The 18,810-nt window shown below is 68.5% G+C and carries 13 protein-coding genes; 2 read left to right on the top strand and 11 right to left on the bottom strand.

The genetic code is table 11. The features are described 5' to 3' along the window. Window positions 1–163: 163 nt before the first annotated feature. From AC1DXX_RS10175 to AC1DXX_RS10160, 4 genes are all read right to left on the bottom strand, one after another. Window positions 164–1,081: an ABC transporter permease gene (locus AC1DXX_RS10175; RefSeq protein WP_478134055.1), complete on the bottom strand. Its 918-nt coding sequence runs from the start codon at window positions 1,079–1,081 to the stop codon at window positions 164–166. A 27-nt stretch (window positions 1,082–1,108) separates the two neighbouring features. After that, entirely contained in the window at window positions 1,109–2,377 is a 1,269-nt protein-coding gene (locus AC1DXX_RS10170; RefSeq protein WP_478134054.1) for an ABC transporter substrate-binding protein, read from the bottom strand. 68 nt (window positions 2,378–2,445) lie between these two features. Further along, window positions 2,446–3,480 carry an ABC transporter ATP-binding protein gene (locus AC1DXX_RS10165; RefSeq protein WP_478134053.1) on the bottom strand — a complete coding sequence of 345 codons (1,035 nt, stop codon included), beginning with the start codon at window positions 3,478–3,480 and terminating at the stop codon, window positions 2,446–2,448. 161 nt (window positions 3,481–3,641) lie between these two features. Then, a complete protein-coding gene (locus tag AC1DXX_RS10160) occupies window positions 3,642–5,735 on the bottom strand; it encodes a type IV pilus secretin PilQ (protein ID WP_478134052.1) in 2,094 nt (697 codons plus the stop codon). Between the two features lie 221 nt (window positions 5,736–5,956). Here AC1DXX_RS10160 and AC1DXX_RS10155 point away from each other — a divergent pair, with 221 nt between their 5' ends. Next, window positions 5,957–7,042, top strand: a complete 1,086-nt coding sequence (locus tag AC1DXX_RS10155) for a hypothetical protein (protein WP_478134051.1) — start codon at window positions 5,957–5,959, stop codon at window positions 7,040–7,042. Between the two features lie 378 nt (window positions 7,043–7,420). On the opposite strand, the gene cobA is transcribed toward AC1DXX_RS10155, so the two are convergent. From cobA to nirB, 6 genes are all read right to left on the bottom strand, one after another. Further along, a complete protein-coding gene (gene cobA, locus AC1DXX_RS10150; protein ID WP_478134050.1) occupies window positions 7,421–8,221 on the bottom strand; it encodes a uroporphyrinogen-III C-methyltransferase in 801 nt (266 codons plus the stop codon). Beyond that, complete coding sequence (ybiB, locus tag AC1DXX_RS10145; RefSeq protein WP_478134049.1) at window positions 8,218–9,123, bottom strand: DNA-binding protein YbiB; 906 nt, start codon at window positions 9,121–9,123, stop codon at window positions 8,218–8,220. Before ybiB ends, cobA begins: the two co-directional genes overlap by 4 nt. A gap of 69 nt (window positions 9,124–9,192) precedes the next feature. After that, a complete protein-coding gene (locus AC1DXX_RS10140) occupies window positions 9,193–11,988 on the bottom strand; it encodes a nitrate reductase (RefSeq protein ID WP_478134048.1) in 2,796 nt (931 codons plus the stop codon). A 16-nt stretch (window positions 11,989–12,004) separates the two neighbouring features. Continuing rightward, entirely contained in the window at window positions 12,005–12,394 is a 390-nt protein-coding gene (gene nirD, locus AC1DXX_RS10135) for a nitrite reductase small subunit NirD (protein WP_478134047.1), read from the bottom strand. Window positions 12,395–12,405: 11 nt separating this feature from the next. After that, the gene (locus AC1DXX_RS10130; RefSeq protein WP_478134046.1) at window positions 12,406–13,185 is read right to left on the bottom strand and encodes a type IV pili methyl-accepting chemotaxis transducer N-terminal domain-containing protein; all 780 of its coding nucleotides are present in this window, start codon (window positions 13,183–13,185) and stop codon (window positions 12,406–12,408) included. Between the two features lie 22 nt (window positions 13,186–13,207). Then, window positions 13,208–15,640, bottom strand: a complete 2,433-nt coding sequence (gene nirB, locus AC1DXX_RS10125) for a nitrite reductase large subunit NirB (RefSeq protein ID WP_478134045.1) — start codon at window positions 15,638–15,640, stop codon at window positions 13,208–13,210. A 64-nt stretch (window positions 15,641–15,704) separates the two neighbouring features. Here nirB and AC1DXX_RS10120 point away from each other — a divergent pair, with 64 nt between their 5' ends. Beyond that, complete coding sequence (locus AC1DXX_RS10120; protein WP_478134044.1) at window positions 15,705–17,408, top strand: bifunctional protein-serine/threonine kinase/phosphatase; 1,704 nt, start codon at window positions 15,705–15,707, stop codon at window positions 17,406–17,408. Between the two features lie 23 nt (window positions 17,409–17,431). Here the strand turns inward: AC1DXX_RS10120 and AC1DXX_RS10115 are convergent, their stop codons facing one another. Next, complete coding sequence (locus tag AC1DXX_RS10115) at window positions 17,432–18,697, bottom strand: MFS transporter (RefSeq protein WP_478134043.1); 1,266 nt, start codon at window positions 18,695–18,697, stop codon at window positions 17,432–17,434. Window positions 18,698–18,810 lie beyond the last annotated feature (113 nt).

The raw sequence follows: 18,810 nt of genomic DNA, 5'->3' as shown, positions 1-18,810 counted from the left end.
GCGCTGAGCGATCACGCCGATGGTGTGCTCTGCGCAGCGAAATAAAGGAGGAGGCCTGCGGCCCTAGGCCGCGCCGGGGGACATTCGCGGAGCAGAGCACACCGTCGGCGTGAGCGCGCCCTGAACACGGCAGCCCGATTCGATCCACGAAGCTCAATTCCATCTAGAGCTCCTTGCGAATATCGACGAGCCGGGTCAGCCCCCAGATGATCATCAGCACTACAGCCAGAAGAATCATCGCGTTGGCCGCAGCCAGCGGAAACTGCAGGTACGAGGTCTGCACCTGGATGATCTTGCCGATCGATGCGATCTGCTGGCCACCCATCACGCCGATGGTCACGAAGTCGCCCATCACGATGGTGATGACGAAGATCGAGCCGATCAGGATGCCGGTGCGCGACAGCGGCACCACCACGTTCCAGAGCGTCTGCCAGCCCGAGGCGCCCGCGTCGCTGGCCGCTTCGAGCAGCGAGCGGTCGATGCGCATCATGCTGTTGAAGATCGGCACGATCATGAACATCGTGTAGAGGTGCACGAAGGCGAGCACCACCGAGAAATCGGAGAACAGCAGCCACTCGACCGGCTGGTTCACGAACCCGAGGCCCGTCAGCGCCTGGTTGACCAGCCCGTTGCGTCCCAGCAGCGGCACCCACGAGATCATGCGGATCACGTTGGAGGTCCAGAAGGGCACGGTGCACAGCACGAACAGCACCGTCTGCATGGTCGACGAGCGCACGTGGAACGCGAGAAAGTATGCGACCGAGAAACCGATCAGCAGCGTGATGCCCCACACCAACACGCAGAACTTGAAGGTGCTCAGGTAGGTGTTGAGCGTGACGCACAGGTCGCCGTTGTCGGTGAGGTGCGAGCAACCCTCGAACAGGCTCAGGTAGTTGCGCAGCGTGACCGCCGGGATCAGCTCGTACTCGTTGAAATTCCACAGGCTGACCATCGCGACCAGCGCCAGTGGAATCAGGAAGAACAGCAGGAACACCAGCGCGAACGGCGCCGCCTGCCACCACGCCTTCACGGCGTGTGTGGGCATGATGGCGGCGTGGCTGGACGTGGCGGGTGCGCTCATGCCTGCGGGTTGAACTTGCCCACGCCCTTATGCGGCGACGAACTCATTCCACTTCCGGACCATGTACTCGTTCTCGTCCATGACGGCGTTCCAGCAGGCGATGCCGCCCATGCGCTGCTCGTAGCTGCCGCCGTCGCGCACCGCGCCGGTCTTGGCCAGCACGTCGCCGTTGGGGCTCTTGATGTCTTGCGAAGCTGCCTTGCCTTCCATCCAGTAAGCCCATTCGTAGGCTTCCATCTTGGCCTTGGCGGTGTCGAGCACGGCGCTGTAGTAGCCCTGGCGGTTCAGGTAGGCGCCGGCCCAGCCGTCGAGGAACCAGTTGATGAATTCATAGGCGCCGTCGAGCTTCTTGCCCGACAGCGTGGCCGGCAGGCCGAAGCCGGCCGCCCAGGCGCGGTAGCCTTCCTTCAGCGGTTGGAAGTTGCAGGCGATGCCCTTGGTGCGCACGGCCGTGACGGCCGGCGACCACATCGACTGGATCACCACCTCGCCCGAGGCCATCAGGTTGACCGACTCGTTGAAGTCCTTCCACAGCGCGCGGAACTGGCCGGCCTTCTTGGCCTCGATCAGGGTCTTGATCGTCAGGTCGATCTCGGCCTTGGTCATGTTGCCCTTGTCCTTGTACTTGTGGATGCCCTTGGCCTCCACCACCATCGCGGCGTCCATGATGCCGATCGACGGAATGTTCAGGATCGCGGCCTTGCCCTTGAATTCCGGATTGAGCAGCTCGGCCCACGAGCTGATCGGCCGCTTGATCAGGTCCGGGCGGATGCCCAGCGTATCGGCGTTGTAGACCGTCGGGATGAGCGACATGAACTGCGTCGGCGCGGTCGCGAACTTCTTGCTCTTCTCGCCTTCGAGGTAGATCACCTTCTTGGGGGCGGTGCCCTGGTCGCCCACCGCCTTGCCGGCGACTTCGCCCTTGGTGAAGAGCGTGGTGATCTTGTCGGCGTTCTTGATCTTCCTGGTGTCGATGCCCTTGAGGTTGCCGGTCGGCACGATCTTCTTGAGCGAGAAGAACTCGGTGTCGATCAGGTCGAAGCTGTTGGGCGCGGTGACGGCGCGCTTGGTCACGTCGTCGGTGGTCACGGCCACGTACTGGATCTCGATGCCGGTGTCGGCCTTGAACTTCTCGGCGATGGCCTTGTCCTGGTTCACCGCGGTGCCCAGGTAGCGCAGCACGATCTTTTCCTGCGCATGCACGAAGGGCGCGATGCCCGTGGCCAGGATGCCGGCGGTGCCTTGCAGCAGGGTGCGGCGCTTGAAGCCGGCGGACGAGTCGATGGGGTCGGTCATGGAAGAGCCTCCGTATGAAGAGTGGCGGATGAAGGAGCGGGGAAAGGGTGGGGCGGCGGTGCGTTCACTCACAGGGGCACGGCGAGCGCGCGTGCGTCGGCTTCGGCCCAGGACAGGCGCACCGTCTCGCCCTGTGCATAGGGGCTTGCGAGAAAAGCGGCTTCGCCCAGCAGGACCGACACGTTCCGGCGGGCCGGCGCGGCCGCTTCCAGCGCCAGCCCGAGCAGCACGTAGGTGCCCTGGTACTCGACATCGGTGACGGCCGCGGCAAGGCCGCCGGATGCGCCGGCGTCCGAACCCGGGGCGATGCGCATGCGGTCGTTGCGCACGGCGATCGGGCCGGCGGGCGTGTCGAGCACGTTGTGGCCGCCCATGAAGCGCGCCACGAACTCGCTCGCCGGATGGTTGTAGATCTCATGCGGCGAGCCGACCTGCTCGATCACCCCGTGGTTCATGACCACCATGGTGTCGGCCAGCGCCATCGCTTCTTCCTGCGAATGCGTGACATGGACGAAGGTCAGGCCCAGTTCCTTCTGCCAGCGCCGCAGCTCGGCGCGCATCTGGATGCGCAGGAAGGGGTCGAGCGCCGACAGCGGCTCGTCGAGCAGCAGCACGCGCGGCTCGGTGATGAGCGCGCGCGCCAGCGCCACGCGCTGCTGCTGGCCGCCGGAGAGTTCGCCGGGCTTGCGTTCGGCCAGGTGGCCCATCGCGACGCGTTCGAGCAGGTCGCGTGCGCGCTTCTGGCGTTCGGACTTGCCGACGCCTTTCATCTTGAGGCTGAAGGCCACGTTGTCCGTCGCCGACAGGTGGGGGAACAGCGCGAAGCTCTGGAACATCATCGCCGTGCCGCGCGCGGCCGCGGGCAGGTGGGTGATGTTGCGGTTGTCGAGCAGGATGTCGCCGCTGGTGACCGACTCGTGGCCCGCGATCATGCGCAGCGTGGTGCTCTTGCCGCAGCCCGACGGGCCCAGCAGGCAGCAGTAGCTGCCGCTGGCGATGCGCAGGTCGATCTGGTCGACGGCCGCCGGCGTGCCTGCGGCGTAGCGCTTGCTCAGCGCGACGATCTCGACCGCCGCAGGCGCAGGCGTGGTGACGGCACTCATCGCCGGACGCTCAGCAGGACATGTGCCGGGGTTGCGCGCAGCCGGGGCGCATGCAGTGCCCCTTCCGATGCGGCGCATCGGTCCGAAAGGCGTTCAGGACGGCGAAAAATGAGCTGGAGGCGAGCATGCACGGTCTAAGCACGCTCCATGCCATGTTGGTGCTAAAGGGCGGCGTTCGGCCGCGCAATCATCTTCGGCGTGATGAACACCAGCATCTCGACCTTGTTCACGACGCGCTCCCGCGACCGGAACAGCGCGCCCAGGTAGGGCACCTCGCCCAGCACCGGCACGCGCGATTCGTCGTTGGTCTCGGTCAGCTCGAAGATGCCGCCGATCACCACGGTGCCGCCGTTGTCGATCAGCACCTCCGTCTGCACATGCTTGGTGTTGATGGCCGGGCCGGCCGAGGTGTTGACGCCACGGGCGTCCTTGCTCACGTCGAGCGTGAGGATGATGTTGCCCTCCGGCGTGATCTGCGGCGTGACCTCGAGCTTCAGCACCGCCTTGCGGAACGAGATGGAGGTCGCGCCGCTGGAGGTCGCCTGCTGGTAGGGAATCTCTTCGCCCTGTTCGATCAGCGCCTTGGTCTGGTCCGCCGTCACCACGCGCGGGCTCGACACCAGCCGGCCCTTGCCTTCGGCTTCGAGCGCGGAGATCTCCAGGTTCAGCATGCGGGTGAAGGCGGAGTTGAACAGCGACAGCGAGAAGGCCCCGGCGCTGCTGCCGGTGCCGCCCGCGTCGCCGGCCGGCAGGTTCACGAAGTTGCTGCTGGTGTACGAGGTGAAGGCGTTGTCGGTGCCCGTGGGGCTGGTGCCGAAGGAGCTGTTCTTGCCGATGGCCCCGCCGCCCAGCTTGACGCCGAGCGACTTGCCGAAGGTGTCCGAGGCCTCGACGATCCGCGCCTCGATCAGCACCTGTCGCACCGGCACGTCCAGCTTGCGGATGAGCTCGCTCACATCGGCCAGGCGCACCGGCGTGTCGGTGACGAAGAGCTGGTTCGTGCGCGTCTCCGCGATCGCGCTGCCGCGGGTGCTCAGGAGGCGCGTCGCCGAGGCGCCGCCGCTTCCGCCGGCGCCGCCACCCGTCAGGCTTTGCACGACCGTGGCGGCCTTGGCGTAGTTGAGCTGGAAGGATTGCGTGCGCAGCGCCACCAGGTTCTCCAGCGCGGACTGCGCTTCGAGCTCGATCTTTTCCTTGGCGTTGATCTCGTCCCTCGGCGCGATCCAGAGGATGCTGCCGTTCTTTCGCATACCGAGGTTCTTCGCCTGCAGGATGACCTCCAGCGCCTGGTCCCACGGCACCTCCTTGAGCCRCAGCGTCAGGGCGCCGGAGACCGTGTCGGAGGTCACCACGTTGAAGCCGGTGAAGTCCGCGATCACCTGCAGCAGCGCGCGCACGTCGACGTTCTGGAAATTGAGCGTGAGCTTTTCTCCCGCGTACCCCGTGCCCTGGGTCAGCTTGGCCGGGTCGGTCTTTCGCGGGCGCACCTCGATGACGTACTGCGTGTCCGTCTGGTAGGCGCTCTGCTCCCAGTCGCCGCGCGCGCCGATGGAGAGGCGGACCCGGTCGCCGATCTGCTGCGCAGTCACGGACTCGACGGCCGTGCCGAAGTCGGACACGTCGAGGCGGCGGCGCAGCCCTTCCGGCAACGAGGCCTGCATGAACTCGGCCACCAGGGTCGAGCCCTGCCGCCGCACGTCCACGCCGAGCTGGCTGCTGCCCATGGCGATGAGCACGCGGCCGGCGCCATCGCCGCCGCGCCGGAAGTCGATGTCCTGCAGCGGCGTCACCTGGCGCTCCCTGCCTTCGGCAAATGCGGCGGTGGTCGAGGTCCTGGCCGGCTGGCCCGTTCCGGACTGCAGCGAGACCAGCAGCGAGCGGCCCTGGATCTCCGCCTGGTAGGTTGCTGCGCGCTGGAGGTTCAGCACCACGCGCGAGCGCTCGCCGGCCTGCACGACATTGGCGGTGCGAAGGTTGCCCAGGTTGAACTCGATGGCCGAGCGGCCGACGGCACTGGTCACGCCCGGGAAGTCCAGCGCAATGCGCGCCGGCTCCTGCACCACGAAGCCGATGGGCAGCGCGGTCAGCGGTTGCGTGAAGTCGATGCGAACCAGCTCCGAGTCGGCCCTCGCAGTGCTCGTGACGGCCTCGATGGCGTTCTGCGCCTGCGCCRTCATCGACGCCAGCGAGACGAGCGCAACACCGATCCACCGTCGCAGTCGCAAGGCGCTCGGGGAGCGCGGGCATATCTTCATGGGTTCTCTCCGTTGAGGCGGGGCGCGAACGACATGCGCGCTCCGCCGGTGACGGGGTGAATGGTTTCGTCCAATCTGGGAGGAATCTCGCCGAACGGCGACCGATCGCAACTTGTGTTGCACGGATGCCATGCGCCGCCTCTCCGATTTCTCCGAATTTGCGAGGAACCATCGCGGCTTCGGGATTCCCGTGGAGCGCACGAATGGTGGCGAGTCGGTCAATGGTTGCGATGCTTTTCGGCGCGCTGGGCATCGCCTGCGCCGGTTCCGGCGTGAGCGCGAGTCATGTCGTGGCGCACCCCGGCCTGGAGCRCCAGGAGGTGCAGCCCGTGGCGTCTGCATTGCGTGCCACGGCACGCCCGTGGTGGTCGGCGTTCGAGAGCGAGACCCTGAATGGGTTGATTGCCGATGCCGGCCGCGATGCGGCGTCCGCGGGCTTCGGTGAGCGGCTGGACACACCGGCCGCGGAGATCGGTGTCTCGGCGGCCTACGTTGCGCTGCTGGTCCAGACGCTGCGCCTGGCCTACATCGACAGCGCACGTACCGCCGTGCGGCGGCAATCGCAGCTCGTGGCCGCCAGCTCGGCGCCGTACGACGACTTCAGCCAGGAGCTGAAGCGCCGCGAAGCGGGTGCCGACGCGTCGATGAAGAAGATCGACGCGCAGCGCGCAGCGAACCTCGCCTTTCTCGTGGCGCGCTGCGGCCTGTCGGAGGAGGTGTTGCAACAGGCGATCGCCGGTGAGGTCGCGCAGCGCAGGCTGCCTCGCTTCGCGGCCTCGCTGCCGCAGGCATTGCCTGCGGCGCTGCTCGCCAACCGGGACGACGTCCAGCTGGCGGCGTCGCTCTACGGCATCGAGCCGCGAACCCTGCTCGCTGGCGCGATCGATGCCGAGGAGGCGTCCGGCGAAAGCGACCCGGCAACCGATGCCAGCCTCCCCGGCTACCCGCTCTATCCGCAGGCGGTGGCGCAGGGCCGCGCCGAGGTGGCCGAGGCCTTGCGAAGGCTGCAGGCATCGAACGACGTCGCGGCCGACGCGAACCGGCGGGTGCGCGAGGCGAAGGCGATGTTCGAACGCTCGAAAACGCGGATGGACCGCGGAGAAGTGTCGGAGGTCCGGATGCTCGAGGATTTCCAGGGCCTGATGCTGGACCAGCAGCGGCTGGCCGCGGCCGACGGCGAACTCGCCATCGCCTGGATTGCCCTCGTCGCGAGCCTCGGAAGCCGGACCCCGGTGGTGCTGCGCGCGAGCCCTGCGCCGGATGCCGCGGCCGTCCGCGGTCGGCCGGGGCTCATCGGCAGTTTCTGAGAGCCTGTTTACGATCTATTTGGGACCATGCAGATGCCTGTTGGGGTGCTGGGGTTCGGGATGCGTGCGTTCGGGGTGCGTGCACAGGCCACCGGGTACTCCCCTCCGCGAATGTCCCCCGCTTCGCTCCTCCTTTATTTCGCTGCGGGGAGCACCCGGTGCCCTGTGCACGATGGACGCAGCGCCTGTGCGAGCCGATCAACGACTGCTCTGAGCGATCACGCCGATGGTGTGCTCTGCGCAGCGAAATAAAGGAGGAGGCCTGCGGCCATAGGCCGCGCCGGGGGACATTCGCGGAGCAGAGCACACCGTCGGCGTGAGCGCGCCCTGAACAACGAGCCTCAACGTGGCCCCAAGATCGTAAACAGGCTCTGATGCTCAGGTGCCGAACCGGTTCGCGGTTGTCGGCAGCGCCGCCGCGGCCAGGCCGCGCAGCACGTCGCCCACCACGATCACCGCCGGGCTCGCGAGCCCGGCCTCGGCGATGCGAGCCTGGAGCCCGGCCAGCGTGGTCGCGATGTGGCGCTGGTGCGGCAGGCTCGCGTGCTGCACCACGGCCACCGGCGTGTCGCCGGGCAGGCCGTGCAGCAGCTCGCGCTCGATGTGGCCGGCGCCCGCCACGCCCATGTAGATCACCAGCGTGAGGCGCGCGTTGTGCGCCATCGCGGCCAGGGCGCGCCAGTCGGTCGGGTCTTCCTGGGCGCCGGCACCGGTCTTGGCATGGCCGGTGACGAACACCACGCCCTGCGCATGGTCGCGGTGGGTGAGCGGCACGCCGAGCGAGGTCACGGCCGCAAGGCCGGCGGTGATGCCGTTGACCACGGCGCATTCGATGCCGGCTTCGCGCAGGTGCTCGACCTCTTCGCCGCCGCGGCCGAAGATGAAGGGATCGCCGCCCTTGAGCCGGACCACGGTTTCGCCTTCGCGCACCGCGGTGATCATGAGCCGCTCGATGAAGGCCTGCGGCGTGCTCTTGCAGCCGCCGCGCTTGCCCACGTGCACGATGCGCGCACCGGGCCGGGCATAGGCCAGGATGTCTTCGCTCACGAGGTCGTCCACCAGCAGCACGGTGGCCGCCTGGATCGCCTTGACGGCCTTGATGGTCAGCAACTCCGGGTCGCCGGGGCCGGCGCCCACCAGCGTGCAGCGGCCGGTGATGAAAGTGGAGGAGGTGTTCATGCGTGGGATGCCAGTTGCGTGATGTGCCTGACTTGCGTGGCGATGGCTTCGGGCACGGGAAGCTCGCCGTTCAATACGCGTCGCGTGTAGCCGACCGTGGTGGCGACATCGATTTCCTTCGGCAGGCCGGGCACCTCGGCGGCGGTGCCGCTGGCCTGTGCCTGCAGTTCGGTGCGCACGCCGCGCACGAAGCCGTCGATCTGCGCGGTGCGGCGCGGGTCGGACACCACTTCGCCTTCGAGGCCGCGCGAGAGCAGGGCGGTCATGCCCATGAGTTCGAAGGTCTCGCCCATGGTGCGCGCGTATTCGGGGTGCGTGTAGCTGGCGACCACCACGCAGGGGCCGGCCGTGGGCTGCATCAGCTTGACCACGCTGTGGCCGGGGTTGCGCAGGCCGACCACGCGGCGCACGTCGAGCAGGCGCTTCAGGGCGGGATTCAGCAACTCGGTCGAGGCAAAGCCCACTTCGCCGGCAGGGATGGCACGGATGGCGGCCATCGGCGGGATGTCCAGCGCGGCGAGCACGTTCGAGGCCAGCACCCTGGCCGTTTCGGTGGCGCTGCCGTGCACCAGCACCGGCAGGCCCTCCCGGGCCAGCAGCAGCGCCAGCAGCGGCGTGAGCACCGGCAGCTTGCGCGCGCCGTTGTAGCTGGGCAGCACGACGAGGGCGCGGTCGCCGGCGGGAATGCGGTGGAGCCGCGCGTGCGTGGCATCGAGGAAGCCGGCCATCTCCTCGGGCGTCTCGCCCTTGATGCGCATGGCCAGGCAGAAGCCGCCGATCTCGAGGTCGGTGACGGTCCCGTCCAGCACCTGGCCGAACAGGTCGGTGGCCTGCTCGCGCGTGAGCGGCTTGGCGCCTCGCGCGCCGCGGCCGATTTCCTTGATGTATTGGCTGATTCCCATGGGTAGGCGGATTGTCCTGCAACGCTTATGCCGGAATGCGAGTCGGCTTATGCACGGCAAGACGCGGGGTCATGGGGCCTCCGCCATCGCCTCGGAAGGCGTCATGCGCACCATGCGCTTGAGTTCCGGAATGCACGAGCCGCAGTTGGTGCCGCATTTCAGCGTGCCTTGCAGGGCGGCCAGCCGCTCGTCGGCCGTCCCGCTGCAGCGGCCCAGCTCGGCCTGGATCGCCAGGTCGGTCACGTTGAAGCAGGTGCAGACCGGTTTCCCGCGCGACTGCACGGCCAGCGGCGCGCGCGCGCCGGGCGAGAGCAGCAGGCGGCCGTAGCTTTGCGCCGGCAGTTCCTCGCGCAGCAGCGTCGCGATCCAGGCTTCGGCGCTGGTGTCGCCGCCGAGCAGGAAGGCTTCGAGGCCGGCGCTGTCGTCGCTGCGCCGCACCAGCCGCACCGAGCGGCGCTGGCCGCGGCGGCGGTCGGCATAGCGCAGGGTGTCGGCGACCTGCAGCCCGAGCAGGGCTTCGATCTGTTCCAGCAGCGCGTCGGCCGGGGCATCGTGCGCTGCCGCGCGAAACAGCAGGCCGCTGCGCTCCGCGCCCGGCGTGCTGCCGGCGAACGGCACAGAGGTGGCGAAGGGGAACATCGCCATCAGCGGCTGCAGCGCGCGGTGCGCCGCCAGCGCCGTGTCTCCGGGCAGCCAGGCCATGGCCAGCAGCGACCACGGCAGCTCGGCCTTGAGGATCTTCACCGCCGCGTGCTTCAGCTCGGGCTGTTTCGACGTGGGGCAGTAGACGGGCGTGGTGAGCGCATTGATGCCGGCCAGCCGGGTGCCGGTGGAGGAACAGCCGCTCAGGTATTCCTCGCCCCAGTGCATCGCGACGAAAGCCTGGCTCATGCCGATCTCGGTGCTGGCGCGCGCGGGCAGCAGGATCGAGCCTCGCTTCGAGGTCAGGTGGACCAGGTCGCCGTCCTTCAGCTGGCGCCGCGCCATGTCCTGTGCGTTCATCTGCACCATGGGCTCGGCCACATGGCCGAACAGCTTGCCGACCGTGCCGGTGCGGCTCATGCCGTGCCACTGGTCGCGGAGGCGCCCGGTGTTGAGCGAGAAGGGGTAGCGCGCCTCGCGGGCCTCGGCCACGGGCTTGTAGGGCGTGTCGACGAAGCGTGCCCGGCCGTCGGGCGTGGGAAACACGCCGTCTTCGTAGAGGCGCACGCGGCCGGTGCGCTCGCCTTCCTTCAGCGGCCATTGCTGCGGGCCGGCGTCGTCGAGCATCGCGTAGCTCAGGCCGGTGATGTCGAGGTCGCGCCCGCGGGTGGTTTCGCGGTGTTCGTTCCAGACCGATTCGGCCGTCTCGTAGGGGAAGAGCGAGTACGTGCGGCCCAGGCGCCGTTCGAGCCGGCGCGCGAAATCGGCCGCGATCGACCAGTCGTGCCGCGTCTCGCCCGGCGCCGCGACGGCCGGGCGCACGCGGGAGATGCGGCGCTCGCTGTTGGTCACGCTGCCGTCCTTCTCGCCCCAGGTGGTGGCGGGCAGCAGCAGGTCGGCGAAGGCGCAGGTGGCGGTGGTGGAGAAGGCTTCCTGCACCACCACGAACTCGGCGCGCTCCAGCGCGCGGCGCACCGTAGCCTGGTCGGGCATCGACTGGGCGGGGTTGGTGCAGGCGATCCACAGCGCGCGGATCTCGCCGTCGGCGGCGGCCTGGAACATCTCGACCGCGGTCTTGCCGGGCTTCTCGGGCACCGAGGGCACACCCCAGAGCGCGGCCACTTCGGCGCGGTGCTCGGGGTTGGCCAGGTCGCGGTGCGCGCTCAGCAGGTTGGCCAGGCCGCCGACCTCGCGCCCGCCCATCGCATTGGGCTGGCCGGTGAGCGAGAACGGGCCGGCGCCGGGCTTGCCGATCTGGCCGGTGGCCAGGTGCAGGTTGATCAGCGCCGCGTTCTTCGCGGTGCCGCTCGACGACTGGTTCAGGCCCTGGCAATACAGGCTCAGCGTGGCGGGCGAGGTGGCGAACAGCCGCGCGGCCGCCAGCAGGTCGTCCTTCGGGATGCCGCAGACCTGTGCCACCTTGTCGGGCGTGCATTCGCGCACCGTGGCCTTCAGCGCGTCGAAGCCGTTGGTGTGGGCGGCGATGTACTTCGCGTCGATCCAGCCTTCCCACAGCATCAGGTGCAGCATGCCGTTGAACAGCATCACATCGGTGCCGGGCTGGATCGGCAGGAACAGGTCGGCGATCTCGACCGTGTCGGTGCGGCGCGGGTCGGCCACGACGATCTTGAGCGCGGGGTTGGCCGCCTTCGCGTCCTCGATGCGGCGGAACAGGATCGGGTGCGCCCACGCGGTGTTGCTGCCCACGATGAACAGGCAGTCGGCATGCTTCAGGTCGTCGTAGCAGGCCGGCGGCGCATCGGCACCCAGCGTCTGCTTGTAGCCGGCCACCGCGCTGCTCATGCACAGGCGCGAGTTGGTGTCGACGTTGTTGGTGCCGATGAGGCCCTTGGCGAGCTTGTTGAAGACGTAGTAGTCCTCGGTCAGCAGCTGGCCCGAGACGTAGAAGCCGACGGCGTCGGGGCCGTGGTCGTCGATGACCTGCGCGAACTTGCCCGCGGCGTTGTCGAGGGCCGTGTCCCATGACACGGGCATGGGTGCCTCGTGGCGCGCGATGCGCTGCAGGGGCTGCAGCAGCCGCGTCTGCCGCGTGACCGTGGCGCTGGCCGTGAGATGCAGTGTCGAGCCCTTGGTGCACAGCCGCCCGAAGTTGGCCGGGTGGTCGGGGTCGCCGCGCACGCCGGTGATCTGCGTGCCGTCGGACTCGATGATCACACCGCAGCCCACGCCGCAGTAGGGGCAGGTGGACTTCGTTTCGTTCATGTGTGAGGGGCCGGTGTCAGGCGGAGGCGAGCGCGATGGTGCGCGCGGGGCCGGCCACGGGGCGCGGCAGGTCGATGGCATGCGTTGCGAGTTCCTGCGCATCGAGGTGCACCACGCCGTCTTCCACCTTCACCGCGAACTTCGGCGTGCAGCCTTCGTCGGGCGACTTGGCGCAGCCGTCGTCGAGGCCGATGGCCCAGTTGTGCAGCGGGCAGGCCACGCTGGTGCCGAACACGATGCCCTGGCTCAGCGGACCGCCCTTGTGCGGGCAGCGGTCGAGCAGCGCGAAGACCTGGTCCTCGGCGTTGCGGAACACGGCGACGTCCACGCCCGCGGGCCGCGCCACGCGGCGGGCGCCGAGCACGGGGATGTCGTCGATGCGGCAGATGGCTTTCCATTCGCTCATGGTGGGGCTCTCTAGGTTTTGAGGTCGGAGTACAGGCCGGTCACGCGGTCCATGATCGCGAGCAGGTTCTCGCTGCTCACGAACACGTCGGACATGAGGGCGGGCGAGGCCCCGGCGCCTTCGAGGCGCAGGAGTCCGCGGTTGAAGAACATCCACTGCGCGTCGGCCAGCACCAGTTCCTGGCGGATCTGCGGGGTGGCTTCGGGCGCGTTGCGCAGGATTTCGAGCGCCGCCAGGAATTCGGCGCGTGCCTTGGCGATCTCGGCCGTGCTGCCGGCCGCGTCGATCTGCATCGCGCCGGCCAGGTAGAACTTGGCCATGCGCTGCGACAGCATGCGCTGCCGGCCTGCGATGTTGACCAGCCGGCCCACGGGCTTGCCCGAGGTGGCTTCGTACTGGGCGGTGCCCTGGTTCGCGAGCGCGAGCACGGTGGCGTCGAGCTTGACGATCCTGGCGGCCTCCTCCTTGTTGGGCGCCATGCCGGCGAGTGGGCGCTTGAAGTCGCCCCAGGCGCCGTCGAGCGCGTCGTAGGTGCCGCGGATGGCCGGGCTCGGCGCGAAGGCCTTGAGCTCGGCCAGTTGCTTCTCGAACAGCGCGATCGACTTGTCGAGCACCTGCTGGGCATTGCGCGTTTCCACGTTATGCACCAGCGCGAGATAAGCCTTGCTCGTGCGCTGCGACAGCATGCGCAGGCGGCCCGCCTTGTTGATGGCGTCGTTGAGGTCGGCCACCTGCGCGCGGGCGCCCGTCGCGGCGAGCGCCGAGGAAGCGATGAAGAGTCGTCTTTTCAAGCCTTTTTCTCCGCTTGTCCGCTCACGCCGTCAGCGGCGCGAACTGCCGCACGTCCACCGAGGCCTGCGCCGATTCGAACCACGGATCGGGTTCGCCGTCGAGCGCGAACTGCAGCCGCTCCCAGAGCGTCTTGCGGCCTTCCGCGTCCTCGAGGATCTTCTTCTTCACGTAGTCCAGGCCCACGCGGCCGATGTAGTGCACCGTGCGCTCCAGGTACCAGCCTTCCTCGCGGTAGAGCTGCAGGAAGGCGCCGGCGTACGCCATCACTTCCTCGCTGGTCTTCACCTTCACGAGGAACTGGGCCACCTCGGTCTTGATGCCGCCGTTGCCGCCCACGTAGAGCTCCCAGCCCGAGTCGACGCCGATCACGCCCACGTCCTTGATGCCGGCCTCGGCGCAGTTGCGCGGGCAGCCCGACACGGCCAGCTTGACCTTGTGCGGCGAATACATGGCCCAGAGCGCGCGCTCCAGGTCCTTGCCCATCTGGGTGGAGTCTTGCGTGCCGAAGCGGCACCACTCGCTGCCCACGCAGGTCTTCACCGTGCGCAGCGACTTGGCATAGGCGAAGCCCGAGGGCATGCCGATGTCTTTCCAGACGCCCTCGAGGTCTTCCTTCTTCACGCCCAGCAGGTCGATGCGCTGGCCGCCCGTGACCTTGACGGTCGGGATCTTGTACTTGTCGGCCGCGTCGGCAATGCGCCGCAGCTCGTCGGGCGTGGTGTGGCCGCCCCACATGCGCGGAATGACGGAGTAGGTGCCGTCCTTCTGGATGTTGGCGTGGCTGCGCTCGTTGATGAAGCGGCTCTGCGGATCGTCCTTCGCCTCCTTGGGCCAGGTGCTGATCAGGTAGTAGTTGACGGCCGGGCGGCAGGTGGCGCAGCCGTTGGGCGTGCGCCAGCCGAGGTTGCGGTAGACCTCGTCGTGCGTGAGGTAGTGTTCCTTGCGGATCGCGTCGCGCACGTCCTGGTGGCTCGCGTCGGTGCAGCCGCACACGGCCTTCTTCTTCGGCGTGGCCGAGTAGTCGCCGCCCGCGGTGAACATCAGGATCTGCTCGACCAGGCCGGTGCACGAGCCGCAGCTGGCGCTGGCCTTGGTGTGCTTCTTCACCTCGTCGAGCGTGAACAGGCCCTTTTCCTTGATGGCCTTGCAGATGGTGCCCTTGTTCACGCCGTTGCAGCCGCAGACCTCGGCATCGTCGGGCATGCTCGCGGCCTTGCTGTGGCCCTCGTGGCCGGTGTCGCCGATGTTCGATTCGCCGAACATCAGCTTGTCGCGGATGTCGTGCACGCTGCGGCCGTCGCGCAGCAGCTTGAAATACCAGCTGCCATCGACCGTGTCGCCGTAGAGGCAGGCGCCGACCAGCTTGTCGTCCTTGAGCACCAGCTTCTTGTAGACGCCGCCGAAGGGGTCGCTCATCACGATCTCCTCGGTGCCTTCGCCGCCCATGAACTCGCCGGCCGAGAACAGGTCGATGCCCGTGACCTTGAGCTTGGTGGAGGTGAGCGAACCCAGGTAGCGGCCGATGCCGAACAGGGCCAGGTGGTTGGCCGCGACCTTGGCCTGTTCGAACAGCGGTGCGACCAGGCCGTAGGCGATGCCGCGGTGCGCGGCGCATTCGCCGACCGAGTAGATGCGCGCGTCGGTCACGGTCTGCATGGTGTCGGTCACGACGATGCCGCGGTTGCAGTGCAGCCGCATCTTCTCGGCCAACTCCACGTTGGGGCGGATGCCGACGGCCATCACCACCAGGTCGGCCGCGACTTCGGTGCCGTCCTTGAAGCGGATGGTCTTCACGCGGCCATCGTCGCCGCCGACCATGTCCTGCGTCTGCGCGCCCATCAGGAACTTCAGGCCGCGGTCTTCCAGCGACTTCTGCAGCAGCTTGCCCGCCACGTCGTCGAGCTGGCGCTCCATGAGCCAGGGCATCACGTGCACCACGGTCACGTTCATGCCGCGCAGCATCAGGCCGTTGGCCGCCTCGAGGCCCAGCAGGCCGCCGCCGATGACCACCGCGTTCTTGTGGGTGCGGGCGGTCTCGATCATGTAGTCGGTGTCGGCGATGTCGCGGTAGGCGATCACGCCCTTCAGGTCCTTGCCGGGCACCGGCAGCATGAAGGGGTTGGAGCCGGTGCACATCAGCAGGCGGTCGTAGGCGGCCTCGGTGCCATCCTCGGCGCGCACGATGCGCTTGACGCGGTCGACCTCGACCACCTTCTTGCCCGCATGCAGGGTGATGTTGTTGTCGGCGTACCACTCCCAGCTGTTGAGCACGATCTCGTCGATCGTCTGTTCCCCGGCCAGCACCGGCGACAGCAGGATGCGGTTGTAGTTGGGGTGCGGCTCGGCGCCGAAGACGGTGATGTCGTAGAGATCGGGCGCGATCTTCAACAGTTCTTCGAGCGTGCGCACGCCGGCCATGCCGTTGCCGACCATCACGAGTTTCATTTTCTTCATGGGGCTGGACCTTTCCTGAGAATCAAGCGAACGGAAGCGCACGGCGCGCGTAGAGAATCGCGCCATGAGCTTTGAAGTGGACATCGGCTACAGCAGCCTTCGCGGGCCGCGCGACGTGAACGAGGATTTCGCCGGCGCCGTGCATGCGCCGCCGGGCGACGAGGCACGCGGGCTGATTGCCGCGATTGCCGACGGCGTGTCCACCGGCGGCCGCGGCCTGGAGGCGGCGCAGACCACGGTGATGGGCCTCTTGGCCGACTACTTCGCCACGCCCGACACCTGGGAGCCGACCGCCGCGCTCGACCGCCTGATCGGCGCGCAGAACGCCTGGCTGGCCGACCACAACCGCCGTCGCGCAGGCAGCGCGACCGCGCTCACCACCATGACCGCGCTGGTCCTGCACGGCCAGAGCTACACGCTGGCGCACGTGGGCGACACGCGCGCCTGGCGCGTGCGCGCCGACGGCGCGCCGGCCCTGCCGCTGACGCAGGACCACGCCTTCGAGCATCCCGACATGCGCAGCCGCCTGACGCGCGCCATCGGCCTGGACGACCAGGTGCGTGTCGACTACGCCCAGGGCGACGTGCGCGTGGGCGATTGCTTCGTGCTGAGTTCCGACGGCGTGCACGGCGTGCTCAAGCCCCAACAGGTGGCCGCGCTCGCCCTGCAGGGCGACGCCGAGGAGGCCAGCGAGGCGCTGGTGAATGCGGCGCTCGACGCCGGCACGCGCGACAACGCGACCGCGCTGGTGATCCGCGTCGTCGGCCTCGATGCGCGGCAGCTCGACGACGAACTCGGCGACGGCCGCCGGCTCGCACCGCCGCCCCTGCTGAAGGTGGGCGATGTGCTCGACGGCTACGTCGTCACCGGCCTGGTGGCCGACACCGGCGTGCACCTGCTCTACCAGGCGCGCCATCCGGCCACGCGCGAACTGGTGGCGCTCAAGACCTTGCATCCCTCGCGCGCCAGCGATCCGCAGGAGCGCGCGATGCTGGCGCATGAAGCCTGGCTGGGCCAGCGGGTCGGCGACGGCGGCTTCGTGCGCGTGCACGAGCGCGCCGAGAGCGCCAGCGCGCTCTACATCGTGTTCGACTGGCACGGCGGCCGCACGCTCGAGCAGATGCGCAAGTCCGGCGCGCGCGGCACGGTGGCCGAGGTGGTCGGCGCGGCCATCCAGGTGAGCAAGGCGCTCGGCCGGCTGCACCGCCAGGGCGTGGTGCACCGCGACATCAAGCCCGGCAACCTGCACCTGGGCGACGACGGCCGCTGGCGCGTTCTCGACCTCGGTGTGGCGCTCTCCGGCCGCGAGGGCGCGGCCCAGCGCGAGCTGCATGCCGGCACACCGAGCTACATCAATCCCGAGCAGTGGGAGGAGGGCGGTGTGGCAGACGCCGGCAGCGATTTGTTCGCGCTCGGCGCCACGCTCTACCAGTGGCTCGGCGGCCACTTGCCCTACGGCGAGATCGAGCCCTACCAGGTGGCGCGCTACCGGCGCGATCCGGTCGCGCTCTCGCGCTTGCGGCCCGATGTGCCGGTGTGGCTCGACCACCTGGTGCGCAAGGCCGTCGCCCGCGATCCGCGCGAGCGCTTCGAGACCGCCGAGGAAATGCTGCTCGCCCTGGAGCGGGGCGCATCCCGGCCCGTGAGTGCGCCCGCCGCCACGCCGTTGATCCGCCGCGACCCGTTGATGCTCTACAAGATCGCGCTCGGCATGTCGCTGCTGTTCAACGCACTGCTCGTCGTGTGGCTTCTGTTCTTGCCACGCTGAGCGGGTGAGGGCGGGGCGGAGGGTCATGAACGTGCCGTCTTGCGCGCGTTCGCGATTGTTGCGGGGGCGTGCGAGGTCGTGACGCGCGCACGGCCACCCTTCTCGGCCCAGGTGCGCGTCCAGCGGATCTGCATCACCCGCATCACGCCCAGCATCGCCAGCGAGAGCGCACCGAAGAAGACGAAGCCCCAGAGGTAGCTGCCCAGGTACTGCTTCGACAGGCCCATCGCGTTGGGCACCAGGCCGCCACCCAGCGCGCCGATCTCGCCGATCATCGAGCCGGCCACCGCGGTGCTCGTGGGCCAGCGCAGCGGCACCAGCTGGAAGAGCGCGCCGTTGCCCGCCCCCAGCGCGGCGAAGCAGACGATCAGCAGCAGCGTGGTGATGGCCAGCGAACCCGACGAGAGCCCGACCAGCACGAGGCCGACGGCCACCACCAGCAGCACCACGGTCAGCGTGTTGACGCCGCCCCAGCGGTCGGAAAGCCAGCCGCCGACGATGCGCACCGCCGCGCCCATGAAGGCCGCGAGCATGGTGAGCTGGCCCGCCTGCACCTTGCTCACGCCGAACTGGTCGTAGTAGTAGGAGGGCAGGAAGGTGGTGAGGCCGATGAAGCCGCCGAAGGTCACGCCGTAGATCAGGCTGAACACCCAGCCGTCCTTCTCGAACAGGCAGGCGATGTGTTCGCGGAAGCTGGAGTGGCTGTCGACGTCCGGCGGCTCCTTGGCGAGCACGATCATCACGACCATCGGGATCAGGATGGCAACCGCGGCCACGCCGTATACCGCCTGCCAGCCCAGCCACTGCGCGAGCGGCGGCGCCACCAGCACCGACACCGCCGTGCCCACGTTGCCGGCGCCCACGAGGCCCATCGCCAGGCCCTTGTGCTGCGGCGGGAACCAGCCCGAGCCCAGCGACAGCGCCACGCCGAAACTGGCGCCGGCAATGCCCAGCAGCACGCCCATGGCGAGCAGGTCGTTGAAGCTCTTGACGAAGAAGAAGCCGAACAGCATGGCCACCGCGATCAGGGCCATCTCGACCAGCGTGGCCTTCTTGCGGCCGATGTACTGCGAGAGGATGCCGAGCGGAAAGCGCATCAGCGCGCCCGCGATGATCGGCACCGACAGCATCAGGCCCTTCTGCGCCGGCGAGAGATTGAAGGTTTCGCCGATAAAGGGGGCCATGGCGCCGTTCAGCACCCAGATGCAGCAGGAGAACGAGAAGTACAGGAAGGCCGCGAACAGCGTCGGGCCGTGGCCTGAGTGCAAGAAGGTCTTGAAGCTGGACATGGTGTCGTTCAATCGTGCGAAATGCCGCGGCGCGGCCTTTCTTGGGCAGCGTCGTCGGACGGGGTGGGGGTGGTGTGCCGGCAGCGGACGCTGTCGGCGCGGAGGGTGTGCCC

Source organism: Variovorax sp. P4_B10, assembly GCF_056402375.1.
The sequence above is the reverse complement of the archived record's forward strand: the minus strand, read 5'-3'. Positions and strand labels throughout refer to the sequence as shown.

Bases quoted from the DNA above. Each gene is read 5' to 3' on its own strand.
- AC1DXX_RS10175 (WP_478134055.1), bottom strand. From the start codon at position 1,081: ATGAGCGCACCCGCCACGTCCAGCCACGCCGCCATCATGCCCACACAC.
- AC1DXX_RS10170 (WP_478134054.1), bottom strand. From the start codon at position 2,377: ATGACCGACCCCATCGACTCGTCCGCCGGCTTCAAGCGCCGCACCCTG.
- AC1DXX_RS10165 (WP_478134053.1), bottom strand. From the start codon at position 3,480: ATGAGTGCCGTCACCACGCCTGCGCCTGCGGCGGTCGAGATCGTCGCG.
- cobA (WP_478134050.1), bottom strand. From the start codon at position 8,221: ATGAACACCTCCTCCACTTTCATCACCGGCCGCTGCACGCTGGTGGGC.
- ybiB (WP_478134049.1), bottom strand. From the start codon at position 9,123: ATGGGAATCAGCCAATACATCAAGGAAATCGGCCGCGGCGCGCGAGGC.
- AC1DXX_RS10140 (WP_478134048.1), bottom strand. From the start codon at position 11,988: ATGAACGAAACGAAGTCCACCTGCCCCTACTGCGGCGTGGGCTGCGGT.
- nirD (WP_478134047.1), bottom strand. From the start codon at position 12,394: ATGAGCGAATGGAAAGCCATCTGCCGCATCGACGACATCCCCGTGCTC.
- nirB (WP_478134045.1), bottom strand. From the start codon at position 15,640: ATGAAGAAAATGAAACTCGTGATGGTCGGCAACGGCATGGCCGGCGTG.
- AC1DXX_RS10120 (WP_478134044.1), top strand. From the start codon at position 15,705: ATGAGCTTTGAAGTGGACATCGGCTACAGCAGCCTTCGCGGGCCGCGC.
- AC1DXX_RS10115 (WP_478134043.1), bottom strand. From the start codon at position 18,697: ATGTCCAGCTTCAAGACCTTCTTGCACTCAGGCCACGGCCCGACGCTG.